Genomic DNA, 12957 nt, shown 5'->3' with positions numbered 1-12957 from the left:
TGCTGATCCTCGGCGCCAACAGCGTCATCATCAAGCGGCATGTCCATGCCGCAGCCCGGCCAGGCACCTGGCTGGGCGGGATGCTGACCCGCAAGCCACCGATGCTGGTGCGGGTGGCGCTGGCGAACAAGATGGCGCGGATCGTCTGGGCCCTGATGGCCAAGGGCGGCGTCTACCAGTCTCCGGCCGCGGCGGCGTAAGCCGTCTGTCGGTCGCGAGGACGTCGGAGCGGAGGAGGGCAAGGAGCAGTTTGGCGCAACGGTCGTGAGACGGGATCGGGAGACCCAGGGTGCAACAGAGTGCCATCGAGCAGGGTGCAACAGAGTGCCATCGAGCACGCGGCTTTGATCTGGACCCGACCCGCGGACACCATACGGGCCCGCGGCATGACGATGGCCGCATCAGAGGCCGGACACATGTCGGCACCCGACACCGCGCCAACATCAGCTCCGAAGATCCCCCTTGCGCTTGGGGCGGTTACACATGGCTGCACCACCTGCATCGGCAATTCCGGCCCGCTGCCCGACAGCGCGATCCAGGCGCAGGCGGCGGGCCGCCTGCAGGTCGCGGTCCTGTCGGGCAACCGCAACTTTCCAGGCCGCGTGCACCCGCAATTGGCCGCCGGCTTTCTGGCCTCGCCGCCCCTGGTGGTGGCCTTTGCCCTGGCGGGCGACGTGGAACGCGACATCCTGCGCGACCAGATCGCGCCGGGTGTCCACCTGGCCGACCTCTGGCCTTCAGGCGCCGAGATCGACGCCATGCGGACGGCCGGGTCCTTGCCGCGCACGGTCGCATCGATCCGATAGAGCAACGCGATCTTGCGAGGCCCTTCCCCTCGCGCCCGGGCAAGCGCGGCTTCAGCCTTCTCCTGTGCGGCCTCAAGCACGCCCTGGGGCAGTTCGGCGTCCTCGAGCGGCAAATTGAACTGGTCAGGTGACAACTTCTCGGAACTCTTACCGGAGCGCTCACGCTGCGAGGCGCGCAGGATACCCTCCAACCGGCGGTTGGCCTCCTGCACCTCCGCGAGCGCTGTCTCGACCTCCGCGAGGCGGGCCTTCAGATGAGCGTTCTCGCGGCTGAGAGTGTCGGCATACATGCCTGAAGTGAATCACGTTGATGCCGTTCTAGCCAGTAAAAACGGACCTCCAGTGCATCGGACGCACTTACCCTGCAACCAGCGGGCGGCGCACCCGCTTGGGTCTTACCAATCTCCAGTCCAACCCCTCAAACAGCGCCGCCAACTGCGCCGAGGACATGCGCATCACCCCATCCCGCACCTGCGGCCAGACAAACTTGCCGCCCTCGAGGCGCTTGTGAACGAGCACCATCCCGGTCTGGTCCCAGACCAGCATCTTGATACGATCGGCCAAAATCCGGGCAGAGGCATGGACCTGTCTGCCATCTTCTCAAGGGCTTGCCGTGGACGGCGCGCAGCAATCTCCTGCAATCCTATCCGCACCGCCTAGGTCTCCAGCGCGTCAACCGGTATTTTCCAAGGCGCGGAATACATGATCTGCGTTGCGGGCAGGGTTTGCGATCGGATCAGCTTGTGCACCGAAGCGACGCATACGCCGAGCCGCTTGGCGGCAGCGTCGACACTCAAGGTCTTCGGGACCTCGGCATCAGGATCATAGGCCGGGATCGCGAGCTTGTCGCGCAACTCGGCGACACGAACGGTTGTCCATGTCTCCCCATCCTCGGTGCGGCAGCGCATCCGGTTGAGGGTGACGGCCAACTCCCTGTCAGGCCAGTGTCCGGCAAGCTTGCGGAGGACCTCCCGGGCTGTGAGCGGGCGACCTGGTGGGAACCGACCCGTCTTGCGTCGGGCCAGTCTGACCTCGGTATGGCGTCCGCCGATCCAGTGAATGAGGAGAATGAACTCGTTCTCCTCCGCGTCGATGTCGATCACGACCTCCTCGATCAGCAGCCTGACCAGACGTTGTCTCGCGCGGGCATCGCTCCCAACCGCGTTCCAGACGGACGGCAGATCCGTGGCGAGCCGCATGAGAACAGCAGGATCGACCCCGGGTTTGGCCCGGAGCTCCGCGCCCAGTGCAGCAAGCTTGTGCTCTACCGCCGCGACCCGCTCCAGCGCCACGTTCCAGCGCGCCTCCAGGGTCCGGGCGACATGCCGTTTGGCAGGATCGACGTGCTCGTAGCGCCGCTCCGCCAGTTCCGCCGCATATCGGGCCTCATCGAGTTCCTTCTCGACCGCAAGCCGGACCGTCTCCTGCGCCTTGGCGGCCTGCTGCCCCGCCAGAAGGGCGGCCTGCACGGCCTGCCCGGAGACGGCCTCGAGAAGCTGGCTGGCAACAAGTGCATCGATACCTCCCCCGCCGGCACCGATGCACAGACCGGCCCCGACATGCCCGTCATCGCCGCGGCACTGATAACGGCGACAGGTCGGTCCCCGTCTTGTAGAACACCCGCATCATCCGGCCGCAGCGCGCGCAGCGGGCCATGCCCGACAACAGCGCCTGTCCGCCACGTCCCGATTTGCGGGCCGCGCGCTTCTGCATATGCGCGTTCTCTTCCAGCATGCGGCGGTTCTCCTCGTAGGCGCGCCAGTCGAGATATCCCTCGTGATTGTCCTTGATCAGCACGCTCCAGTCCGCGATCGCACGGTGGTGACCGCTGGTCTTGCGCGCTTGCCCATCGACCACCCCCGTCCGGTTCCCGGTCCGTCCAAAGGCATAAGCGCCAGCATAGATCGGGTTGTGCAGCACCTGCATCACGCTGTGATAGGCAGGCTTGCGCCAGGCGATCTTGCGCAAGGCGCCGTTCCGCAGCGCCACCGGCAGATGGATATCCGCCGCACGCAGCCACAGAAACACCTGCCGCCCGCTGCCCAACTCGCGGAACTTGGCGAAGATCAGACGGATGGCCTGCTGGACCCGTTCATCGGGATCCATCTCGATCCTGTCGTCCTCGCTCCAGCAGAAGCCCGGCGGAAGGGTGAAGCGCAGTTCGCCCCGGCTCGCCTTCGCGTCTCGGGCTGCCAGTCCGCGCTGGCGAAGGAGGCTCAGTTCGTATTCCGACATCGTTCCCTTCAGCCCCAGCATGGACTTGCCCGACTTTTGTGGAGAGCGTTTAGCTCACTTCCCGGGCCTTTCGCTCGAAGGCGACTGGGCTCTGGGAGCCGCTCGACAGGGCGTCATTTACAACCTGTCTGGACTTGCCCGACTTTTGTGGAGAGCGTTTAGCTCACTTCCCGGGCCTTTCGCTCGAAGGCGACTGGGCTCTGGAAGCCGCTCGACAGGGCGTCATTTACAACCTGTCTGGACTTGCCCGACTTTTGTGGAGAGCGTTTAGCTCACTTCCCGGGCCTTTCGCTCGAAGGCGACTGGGCTCTGGAAGCCGAGCGATGAATGCCGCCTGACGGGGTTATAGAACCCGTCGATGTATCCGGCGACGGCGTTTTCTGCCTGCTGGCGAGATTGCCATGCAACCGGCCAGATCAGCTCCGACTTGATGGTCTTGAAGAACGTTTCCACCATCGAGTTGTCGTAGCAGTTCCCGCGCCCGCTCATCGAGATCAGGATGCCACGTTTGCGCAGCAGCGCCTGATAGTCCACCGAGCAGTATTGGGCGACCCGCGGTCGGAATGGTGAACCAGCCCCGACCCAGGGTCGCGAGCTACCAGAGCACGGCGCAGGGCTTCGACCGCAAGATCGCGTTTCAGACGGTCACTCGTGGCCCAACCGACGACGCGCCGCGAGAAGAGGTCCAGTACGATGGCGAGATAGAGCCAGCCCTCTGCCGTCCAGATGTAGGAGATGTCCGCCCCCCACTTCCTGTCCGGGCCATCCGCCGTGAAGTCCTGCGCCACGAGATTGGGCGCGACGGGCCAGGCATGTTCATTCTCGCTAAAATCTGTCCACCGGACAGATTTCTTCACGCTCGAATTCCGTCGTGCGCTTGAAGCGCCGCGTCGGACCGCGCCAGCCGCACCGCTTCACGCCGAAATTCCGGCGTCGGTCTGTTCCCGTTTCTCATAGAACACCTCCTGGTTCCTCAGTTGGTGCTCTCCACATTTTCCGGGCAAGTCCAGCCGGACCTTGCGGAGCCGGTGATGTGCAGGGATCCGCTCCTCCAGATCGACATAGCTGAAGAGCAAACCGCTCGCCTCGTCTGTGCCCGCATCGTCACCCCCATCATCGACCGCCAGAAGGTGAATCATGTTCCACAGCCCGCGTCGAGACGCGACTAAATCAGCAACCTGTTAGCGGACCAGCGCTCAGACCAGAAGGGCGGCGCGGTCCAGATCCTCGGGCGTGTTGATGTTCAGGAACGGGTCGACCGGGTGGCTGTCAAAGACTGCACGCCCCGGCTGATAGGCGGCCGCGAACTGGCCGATGCGGTGCAGTCCGGATTCCAGCGCATCGCGCAGGTCCTGGCGCAGGGCCACCGGCCACAGCGCGCAAGTCGGATGGTCGCGCAGCCGTCCGCTGTCATCGGGGCTAGCGGCCAGGGCCAGCCCGGACCGGCCCCGCGCATCCAGCAAGCGATAGACCAGATCCTCGGGGATGAAGGGCGTGTCCACACTGGCGCTGACCACGCTGTCGGCCCCCAGCGCCTCGGCCCATTCCATGCCCGCAAGCACCCCGGCCAGCGGTCCGGCGAAACCCGCGAAGCCGTCCGAGATGACCGGCAGGTCATAGTCGTCGAAGGCATCGGGCGCGCCATTGGCGTTGATCGCGAGCGGCGCGCATTGCGGCGTCAGACGGCGGATCACGCGGGACAGCAGGGTTTCGCCCGCCAGGACGCGCAAGCCCTTGTTGCCGCCGCCCATGCGGGTGGAAAGCCCGCCGGCCAGGATGATGCCGGGCGGCCTGTTCATCGGGCAGCCCGGCTGGATTGGGGTTCGGTCAGGTCATGCATGAACCGATGGTGACCGTTTCGACGGGAAAAATCCACCCGTTTCATTCCCCTGCCCCGGTTCCGAGGATGGCCGGGCGCGTCCCCCCGCCTTAGGCCAGCCGTTCGGCGTGCCAGCGGATGTGGTCGGCCATGAAGGTCTGGACGAAGAAATAGCTGTGGTCATAGCCCTGGTGCAGGCGGAACTCGCCCGGCTGGCGGCGCGCGGCCATGGCATGAGCCAGCGCCTCGGGCTTGAGCAGGTCCAGGAACTGGTCGCTGGCGCCCTGGTCGATCAGCACCTCGCCCGGATAGCCGCGCTCGCGCATCAGCAGGGTCGCATCGTGCCGTTCCCAGGCGGTGCGGTCGCCGCCCAGATAGGCGTTGAACTGCTTGCGCCCCCAATCGGATTCGGTCGGGTTGGCGATCGGCGAGAAGGCCGAGACCGAGCGGTAGCGTTCGGGAAAGGTCATGGCGATGGTCAGCGCGCCGTGCCCGCCCATCGAATGGCCGGTGATGCCCTGCGCGTCGCGGTCCAGGGCGAAATTGTCGAACACCAGCTCGGGCAGCTCGTGGGTGACATAGTGCCACATGCGGAAATGCGGCGCCCAGGGTTCCTGCGTCGCATCGACGTAAAAGCCAGCCCCCTGGCCCAGGTCATAGGCCTCGTCATTGGCGACGCCTTCGCCGCGGGGCGAGGTGTCGGGAAAGATCAGGGCGATGCCATAATCCGCGGCCCATTCCTGCGCCCCGGCCTTGGTCATGGCGTTTTCATGGGTGCAGGTCAGGCCCGACAGATACCACAGCACCGGCACCTTGCCGTGCTGGGCGGCGGGCGGCAGATAGACGGCAAAGGTCATGTCGGTTCCGGTCGCCTGCGACGTGTGGCGATAGACGCCTTGGGTTCCGCCGAAGCTGCGGTTTTCCGAGAGGGTCTCATAGGTCAGGGTCAAGGCTTCTCTCCTGTCAGGGCGTGAAATGTCGGGGCGAGGAAACCCGCAGGGCGGCGGGCCGGCAAGACCGAAACCGCGCTTCTGCCACGAACGAAGGGGACGGCCGCGGGATCGGTCCAAGGCGGCGAATGCCGCCCGGGCCGTCGCCGCAGTCCCGCCCCCGCCTTAGTTCAGTTCGTCGACCGAGCGGATGACCTTGCCCAGCAGGCCGTAATCCAGCGCCTCTTGCGTGTTCAGCCAGAAATCGCGCTGGGTGTCCTTTTCGATCCGCTCGACGGGCTGGCCCGTGGCATCGGCAAAGATCTGGTTCAGCCGGTCGCGCATCAACCGGACCTGTTCGGCCTGGATCATCATGTCGGACGAGGTGCCGCCGATCCCGCCGGAAGGCTGGTGGATCAGGAAGCGGGTGTTCGGCAGGCAAAAGCGGTTTTCCCGTTTCGCCGCGACAAAGATCAGCGCGCCGGCGCTGGCGACCCAGCCCGAACCGATGGTGCGCACGGTCGGGCGGATGAACTTGATGACGTCATGGATCATGTCGCCCGATTCCACATGCCCCCCGGGCGAGGAGATCAGCATGTTGATCGGCTTGTCGCCATCCTCGGCCAGGGCCAGCAGATGCGCGACGGTGCGCTGCGCCAGCTTGTCGGTGATGGTGCCGGCGACGATCACGGTGCGCGACTTGAAATACAGCTTGCCGATCTTGTCGCCTTCCGGCAGGCCCAGCCCTTCGTCCTTCTGGCCTTCTTGCGGGCGCTCGTCGTCGTCGTCATCGTCGTCCAGATGGAAGTGCTGTGCCATGATCGGTCCTTTCGTGTTGACGGCGGGGCCGGTCGCCCGCCCCCGCCGTCCTTTTACCTAAGCAGAGCTTACCGATCAGTAAAGGACGACCGAGCGGATCGACTCGCCCGAGTGCATCAGGTCGAATCCCTTGTTGATGTCGTCGAGTCTCATGGTGTGGGTGATCATCGGGTCGATCTCGATCTTGCCGTCCATGTACCAGTCGACGATCTTCGGCACATCCGTCCGGCCGCGTGCGCCGCCGAACGCCGTGCCCTTCCAGACCCGGCCCGTGACCAGTTGGAACGGACGGGTGCTGATTTCCGCGCCCGCCGCGGCGACGCCGATGACGACCGACTGGCCCCAGCCACGGTGGGTGCATTCCAGGGCCTGGCGCATCACGGTGGTGTTGCCCGTGGCGTCGAAGCTGTAGTCCGCGCCGCCGATCTGGTCGAAGGGGGTCTTCGTCATGTTGACGATTTCCTGCACGACATTCTCGACATTCTTCGGATTGATGAAATGCGTCATGCCGAAATGTTCGGCCATCGGCTTCTTGTCGTCGTTCAGGTCGACGCCGATGATCATGTCCGCGCCCGCAAGCCGCAGGCCCTGAATCACGTTCAGGCCGATGCCGCCCAGGCCGAACACCACCGCCTTGGCGCCGATTTCCACCTTGGCGGTGTTGATGACCGCGCCGATGCCGGTGGTCACGCCGCAGCCGATGTAGCAGATCTTGTCGAAGGGCGCGTCCTCGCGCACCTTGGCGACGGCGATCTCGGGCAGCACGGTGTAGTTCGAGAAGGTCGAGCAGCCCATGTAGTGATAGATCGGCGTGCCATCCAGCATCGAGAACCGCGTGGTGCCGTCGGGCATCAGGCCCTGGCCCTGGGTGGCGCGGATCGCGGTGCAAAGGTTCGTCTTGCCCGAGAGGCAGGATGCGCACTGCCGGCATTCCGGGGTGTAAAGCGGGATGACGTGGTCGCCGGGCTTCACGCTGGTGACGCCGGGGCCGACCTCGACCACCACGCCCGCGCCCTCATGGCCCAGGATCGAGGGGAAGATGCCTTCCGGGTCGGCGCCCGAGCGGGTGAATTCGTCGGTGTGGCAGATGCCGGTGGCCTTGATCTCGACCATGACCTCGCCGGCCTTGGGGCCTTCCAGGTTGACCTCCATGACCTCCAGCGGTTTTCCGGCTTCAAGAGCGACGGCGGCGCGGGTTCTCATTTCTGCGTTCTCCTTGCGTGGGGGCCGGTTGGCCTGCGGCGGCATGGCCGGACATGGTCTTGGGGGCCGGCGTGACCGGCCCCCTTGTGCTGTTCCCCCGGCAACCGGGGTTTCGTCAAGCGGCGAGTGCGCCGGACTTCTTGGCGATATGCGTCGCGATGGCATCCATCAGCGGCGGGGACAGCGCGTCATAGGGTTCAAGCCCCAGTTCGCGCAGCCGGGCGCGGATCGCGTCCATGCGAGAGGGATCGACGCCCGACTCGATCACCGAGCTGACGAAGGCCGCGAATTCCGGCGCCGCCCAACCGTCCTCGTCCGAAAGCTCGGTATGGACGAAATCGAGACCATAGAACGGGTGTTCGGTGTTCTCGATGCGGCCATACATGTGGACGCCGCAGCCCTTGCAGCGATAGCGCTGGATCGGCGCGTCCTTGTTGACGACCTCGAGCTTGTCGGCGCCCGACAGGACCTCGACCGCGTCGCGGCCGACGACAGCCACCTGGGAAAAGATGGCGCCTTCCGGCTTCCAGCACTTGGTGCAGCCGCAGACGTGGTTGTGCGCGGTCTGGGACTTTACGGCGACGCGAACCGGATCCGAGGCACAGTGGCAATGCAGTTCACCGCCCGAGAAACCGGGCTTGGCGGGTTTGATGCCGTTATCCACGGCGGGGTGAATCTTGACCCCGGATGTATCTGTCATGGCCTTCCCTCCGATAGACCTGAAACAGCGGCAGGTTCGCGCCGGGGCAAGGCCGCAGCAAGTGGGCAAAAGGTTGTATTCGCCCGCGCTCAGGCTTCGGGACGGGTCACGAGCCAGGCCGCGACCGCGCCGCAGACCAGCGCCTGGACCAGGACCAGCCGGGGATCGAGCCCGAACCACAGCGACCAGCCGACCCCGCAGGCCATCGCCAGCGTCGCAAAGACCTTGGCCCGCCGGCCGATCACCCCGCGCTTGCGCCAGGCGCGCAGTTGCGGGCCGAAGGTGGGATTGCGCATGATCCGCGCGCCAAGGCGCGGCGAGGACCGTGCAAAGGCCCAGACCGCGATCAGCAGGAAGGGCACGGTCGGCACCACCGGAAGCACGGCGCCGATCAGGCCCAAGGTCAACGCCAACCAGCCGAGGGCGAGCCACAGATACTGCATCTAGTCCGCCAGTTCGCGCAGGATGGCGTTCAGGACCGGCCGCCCGTCGCGCGTCGCGGCCAAGCGGCCCCCGCGCCGTTCGACCAGCCCCAGCACGGCCAGGTCCGCCACGCGCGCGTCCGGCAGGCGCGCACCGTGGGCCAGATAGCGGTCGATCTCCATCCCCTCGACCAGGCGCATGGACATCAGGAGGTATTCCAGCGCCCGATCGGTCAGGGGCAGAAGCTCGCGCCCCAGGTCGCCGTTGCCTTGGGCCTCGACCGCGGCCAGCCACGCCTCGGGGGCGCGATGCGCCTCGGTCGCCCAGCGGTCCGGGCCCAGCGTCAGCCGCCCATGCGCGCCCGGCCCCACCGCCGCCCAGTCGCCCTGGCGCCAGTAGACCAGGTTGTGCCGGCTTTCGGCGCCGGGCCGGGCGTGGTTCGAGATCTCATAGGCCGGCATCCCAGCCGCCGCGCAGATCTCCTGCGTGTCGAGATACATGTCGGCGGAAAGATCGTCGTCGGGCAGGCCCCTGAGGCCGCCCTTGGCATGGCGGGCGCCGAAGGCGGTGCCCGGCTCGATGGTCAGTTGATAGGCCGAGAGGTGATCGACCGCCATGGCCAGCGCCTCGGTCAGTTCGCGCCGCCAATGTGCGCGGTCCTGATCCTGGCGGGCATAGATCAGGTCGAAGCTGACGCGGGCAAAGCAGCCCCGGGCGATGTCGAAGGCGGGGCGCGCCTCGGCCACGGAATGCATCCGCCCCAGCCGGCGCAGGTCGTCGTCGTTCAGCGCCTGCACCCCCATCGAGACGCGGTTGACCCCGGCCTCGGCATAGGCGCGGAAACGGCCGGTCTCGACACTGGTCGGATTGGCCTCCAGCGTGATCTCGACATCATTGGCAAAGGGCCAGGCGGCGCGGGCGGCCTCAATCACGCCTGCCACGGTTTCGGGCGCCATCAGGCTGGGCGTGCCGCCGCCAAAGAAGATGCTGTTCAGCACCCGGCCCGGGGTCTCGCGGCCCAGACGCGCGATCTCGGCCCGATAGGCGGCCAGCCAGCGGGACTGGTCGATGGTCGCGGCGACATGGCTGTTGAAATCGCAATAGGGGCATTTCGCCGCGCAGAACGGCCAGTGGACGTAAAGCGCGAAGCCCCCTGCCCGCCAATCGTCGGCAAGGGTCGGATCCGGGGCAAGGGCTGCGGCGATGGCGGTCATTCCCGATACGCGGTCACTTCGATTTCGTTCTTCATTTCGGGTCTGATGAGGCCCGCGACAACCATCGTCGCCGCAGGTAACGCATCCTTCATCGCCGAACCCAGGACCGGGGCGATTTCGTCAAGCAGCGCGGCATCGGTGATCGTGTATTGCACGCGGACAATGTCGGCCGGCGCGAAGCCAGCCTGATCCAGGGTTGCGAAGATGGTGGCAAAGGCGGCCCGGGCCTGTTCCGCGGCGCTGTCGGGCATCCGCATGGCGGCGTAATCATAGCCGGTGGTGCCCGAAACGAAACACCACGGCCCCTTGACGACCGCCCTGCTGTAGCCAAGCGCGGCCTCGAACGGCGATCCGGTCGAGATCCTACGCAAGGGCCGCCTCGAGCAGGGCGAAGGCGCGGGCGCGGTGGCTGATCGCATTCTTCTGTTCGGGCGTCATCTCGGCATAGGTCAGATCATGGCCGTCGGGAACGAAGATCGGATCGTAGCCATGGCCCTGGACGCCACGGGGCGGCCAGACCAGCCGGCCGGGGGCGACGCCTTCAAAGATCTCCTCATGCCCGTCGGGCCACAGCAGGATCAGCGTGGCGCGGAACTGGGCGGTGCGCGGCTCGGGGACCTTGCGAGCCTCGAGTTCGTTCCAGGTCCGGGCCATGGCCTGCATGAAGTCGCGCCCGTTCGGAGTTTCGGCCCAGTCGGCGGTATAGACCCCAGGCGCGCCGTCCAACCCGTCGACGGTGATGCCGCTGTCATCGGCGAGGACCGGCAGGCCGGTCGCCTGCATGGCAGCACGGGCCTTGATGCGGGCATTGCCGATGAAGCTCGACTCGGTCTCGGCCGGTTCGGGCAGGCCCATGTCGCCGGCCGATGTCACCTCGATTCCGTGGGGCGCCATCATGGCGCGGATCTCGTCCAGCTTGCCGCGGTTGTGAGTCGCGACCAGCAGGCGCCTTTCCGCGAGGCGTCTCATGCGACGGCGTCCTTCTGGGCGCGGACCAGTTCGGCGATGCCCGCCTCAGCCAGGTCGAGCAGCTGGGTCATTTCGGCCCGCGAAAAGGTTGCGCCTTCGGCCGACATCTGCACTTCGACCAGACGACCGGCGCCGGTCATGATAAAATTGCCGTCGGTCCCGGCCTCGCTGTCTTCGGCATAATCCAGATCCAGAACCGCCTGGCCGGCATAGATGCCGCAGGACACCGCGGCGACATGGTCCAGGATCGGGTCCGTCGAGATGATGTTGGCCTTGAGCAGCTTGTTCACCGCCAGCCGCAGCGCAACCCAGCCGCCGGTGATCGCGGCGCAGCGGGTGCCGCCGTCGGCCTGGATCACGTCGCAGTCGATCACGATCTGGCGTTCGCCCAAGGCGCGCCGGTCAACCCCGGCCCGGAGGGCGCGACCGATCAGCCGCTGGATTTCCTGGGTGCGGCCCGACTGCTTGCCGGCCGCCGCCTCGCGCCGGTTGCGCGAGTTGGTGGCGCGCGGCAGCATGCCGTATTCGGCGGTCACCCAGCCCTGCCCCGACCCTTTCAGAAAGGGAGGCGCCTTGTCCTCGATCGTGGCCGAGCACAGCACGCGGGTGTCGCCGCAGACGATCAGGCACGAGCCTTCGGCATGGCGCATCACGCCCGTTTCGATTGAAATCGGGCGCATATCACTTAAATTTCGGCCGGAGGGGCGCATCCGTCATTCCTTTCGGGAGTTTTGCCGTTCAGATACAGGCCAGCCGCCAATGACCGCAACCCGTGAATGTCCCATGCCCGATATTGCCTTGCTTTCCGACCTGAATGACCGCTCGCGCGAGGTTTTTCGCCGGGTGGTCGAATCCTACCTGGAGACGGGCGAGCCCGTCGGCTCGCGCACGCTGACACGCGACATGAGCGAAAAGGTCAGCGCAGCCACTATCCGCAACGTGATGCAGGACCTCGAGCATCTGGGCCTTCTGGATCATCCGCACGTCTCGGCCGGGCGCATGCCGACCCAATTGGGCCTGCGGTTGTTCGTGGACGGGCTGATGGAGGCGGGCCCCGTCTCCAACGCCGACCGCGAGATGATCGAGGAGACCCTGGGCCGGGATCGAAGCGATACGGGAGCCATGCTGGACCGGGTCAGCACGGCCTTGTCGGCACTGACGCATGGCGCGTCCCTGGTGCTGATGCCGAAGCAGGAAGCCCCGGTCCGGCATATCGAGTTCGTGTCCCTTGCGCCCGACCGGGCGCTGGTCGTGCTGGTCTTTGCTGACGGACGAGTCGAGAACCGGGTCTTTGCCCCACCTCCGGGCCTGACAGCCAGCGCCATGCGCGAGGCGGCCAATTTCCTGAACGCCTTTGCCGAAGGCCGCACGCTTGAAGAATTGCGCCGCGACGTGGCCGCCGAAATGGATGTCAGCCGGCAGCAGCTGGACCGGCTGGCGGCGGAACTGATCTCATCGGGGTTGGCGATGTGGGACGGCGAAGGCTCGGACGCGCGGCTGATCGTACGGGGCCGCGCCAATCTGCTGGCGGACGAGCTGGCCGATCTGGACCGCATCCGCACGCTGTTCGACGATCTGGAGCGCAAGCGCGACATCGCCGAGTTCCTGGAGCTTGCCGAACAGGGTGAAGGGGTGCGCATTTTCATCGGCTCGGAAAACAAGCTTTTTTCACTTTCCGGTTCCTCTCTGGTGGTTTCACCCTATATGAATGCGGACCGCAAAATTGTCGGTGCGGTAGGCGTGATCGGCCCAACGCGGCTGAATTACGGGCGTATCGTGCCGATCGTCGATTATACCGCGCAGCTCGTCGGCCGGATGATTTCCGGCCGGAAAGGATAGG

General features: G+C 66.1%; 16 protein-coding genes and 3 pseudogenes. 3 read left to right on the top strand and 16 right to left on the bottom strand.

All coding sequences use genetic code 11. The annotated features are described in order from the left end of the window. Positions 1 to 200: pseudogene (locus BU28_RS0111545) on the top strand (IS110 family transposase); the annotation flags it as partial. A gap of 216 nt (positions 201 to 416) precedes the next feature. Then, on the top strand, positions 417 to 806 hold the full coding sequence (locus BU28_RS0111540; RefSeq protein ID WP_028719628.1) for an aconitase family protein: 390 nt from the start codon (positions 417 to 419) through the stop codon (positions 804 to 806). Between the two features lie 44 nt (positions 807 to 850). Here BU28_RS0111540 and BU28_RS24655 read toward each other — a convergent pair. The 16 genes and pseudogenes from BU28_RS24655 to rph all read right to left on the bottom strand — a co-directional run. Beyond that, positions 851 to 1096: pseudogene (locus BU28_RS24655) on the bottom strand (transposase domain-containing protein); the annotation flags it as partial. A 67-nt stretch (positions 1097 to 1163) separates the two neighbouring features. Further along, positions 1164 to 1370 (bottom strand): IS66 family insertion sequence element accessory protein TnpB, encoded by a 207-nt coding sequence (gene tnpB, locus BU28_RS0111535; protein WP_081791359.1) that lies wholly within the window; start codon positions 1368 to 1370, stop codon positions 1164 to 1166. Between the two features lie 92 nt (positions 1371 to 1462). Beyond that, on the bottom strand, positions 1463 to 2275 hold the full coding sequence (locus BU28_RS26075) for a helix-turn-helix domain-containing protein (protein ID WP_051578138.1): 813 nt from the start codon (positions 2273 to 2275) through the stop codon (positions 1463 to 1465). 97 nt (positions 2276 to 2372) lie between these two features. Beyond that, complete coding sequence (locus BU28_RS26070) at positions 2373 to 3062, bottom strand: recombinase family protein (RefSeq protein WP_051578137.1); 690 nt, start codon at positions 3060 to 3062, stop codon at positions 2373 to 2375. A 246-nt stretch (positions 3063 to 3308) separates the two neighbouring features. Next, positions 3309 to 3856, bottom strand: a pseudogene (locus BU28_RS25450) (IS3 family transposase); the annotation flags it as partial. Between the two features lie 99 nt (positions 3857 to 3955). Continuing rightward, positions 3956 to 4180, bottom strand: coding sequence for a hypothetical protein (locus BU28_RS22745; RefSeq protein ID WP_036762719.1), 225 nt, complete (start codon positions 4178 to 4180; stop codon positions 3956 to 3958). 57 nt (positions 4181 to 4237) lie between these two features. Continuing rightward, a complete protein-coding gene (mobA, locus tag BU28_RS0111515; RefSeq protein WP_028719625.1) occupies positions 4238 to 4840 on the bottom strand; it encodes a molybdenum cofactor guanylyltransferase MobA in 603 nt (200 codons plus the stop codon). Between the two features lie 130 nt (positions 4841 to 4970). Continuing rightward, on the bottom strand, positions 4971 to 5810 hold the full coding sequence (gene fghA, locus BU28_RS0111510; protein WP_028719624.1) for an S-formylglutathione hydrolase: 840 nt from the start codon (positions 5808 to 5810) through the stop codon (positions 4971 to 4973). 165 nt (positions 5811 to 5975) lie between these two features. Continuing rightward, positions 5976 to 6608 carry an ATP-dependent Clp protease proteolytic subunit gene (locus BU28_RS0111505; protein ID WP_028719623.1) on the bottom strand — a complete coding sequence of 211 codons (633 nt, stop codon included), beginning with the start codon at positions 6606 to 6608 and terminating at the stop codon, positions 5976 to 5978. Positions 6609 to 6683: 75 nt separating this feature from the next. Next, entirely contained in the window at positions 6684 to 7811 is a 1128-nt protein-coding gene (locus BU28_RS0111500; protein WP_028719622.1) for an S-(hydroxymethyl)glutathione dehydrogenase/class III alcohol dehydrogenase, read from the bottom strand. Positions 7812 to 7926: 115 nt separating this feature from the next. Then, positions 7927 to 8511 carry an S-(hydroxymethyl)glutathione synthase gene (gene gfa, locus BU28_RS0111495; protein ID WP_028719621.1) on the bottom strand — a complete coding sequence of 195 codons (585 nt, stop codon included), beginning with the start codon at positions 8509 to 8511 and terminating at the stop codon, positions 7927 to 7929. Between the two features lie 89 nt (positions 8512 to 8600). Beyond that, complete coding sequence (locus BU28_RS0111490; RefSeq protein ID WP_028719620.1) at positions 8601 to 8954, bottom strand: YbaN family protein; 354 nt, start codon at positions 8952 to 8954, stop codon at positions 8601 to 8603. Next, the gene (hemW, locus tag BU28_RS0111485) at positions 8955 to 10148 is read right to left on the bottom strand and encodes a radical SAM family heme chaperone HemW (protein ID WP_028719619.1); all 1194 of its coding nucleotides are present in this window, start codon (positions 10146 to 10148) and stop codon (positions 8955 to 8957) included. Next, positions 10145 to 10519, bottom strand: coding sequence for a RidA family protein (locus BU28_RS0111480; RefSeq protein ID WP_028719618.1), 375 nt, complete (start codon positions 10517 to 10519; stop codon positions 10145 to 10147). Before BU28_RS0111480 ends, hemW begins: the two co-directional genes overlap by 4 nt. Continuing rightward, positions 10512 to 11117 carry an RdgB/HAM1 family non-canonical purine NTP pyrophosphatase gene (gene rdgB / locus BU28_RS0111475; protein ID WP_028719617.1) on the bottom strand — a complete coding sequence of 202 codons (606 nt, stop codon included), beginning with the start codon at positions 11115 to 11117 and terminating at the stop codon, positions 10512 to 10514. The genes BU28_RS0111480 and rdgB overlap by 8 nt, the downstream gene beginning before the upstream one ends. Continuing rightward, entirely contained in the window at positions 11114 to 11827 is a 714-nt protein-coding gene (gene rph / locus BU28_RS0111470; protein ID WP_028719616.1) for a ribonuclease PH, read from the bottom strand. The genes rdgB and rph overlap by 4 nt, the downstream gene beginning before the upstream one ends. A gap of 73 nt (positions 11828 to 11900) precedes the next feature. On the opposite strand from rph, the gene hrcA reads away from it, so the two are divergent. Then, entirely contained in the window at positions 11901 to 12956 is a 1056-nt protein-coding gene (gene hrcA / locus BU28_RS0111465; protein ID WP_028719615.1) for a heat-inducible transcriptional repressor HrcA, read from the top strand. The last annotated feature ends 1 nt before the right edge of the window (position 12957 follow it).

Origin of the sequence: Paracoccus yeei ATCC BAA-599, from assembly GCF_000622145.1 — a bacterium.
Taxonomy (GTDB): domain Bacteria; phylum Pseudomonadota; class Alphaproteobacteria; order Rhodobacterales; family Rhodobacteraceae; genus Paracoccus; species Paracoccus yeei.
The sequence above is the reverse complement of the archived record's forward strand: the minus strand, read 5'-3'. Positions and strand labels throughout refer to the sequence as shown.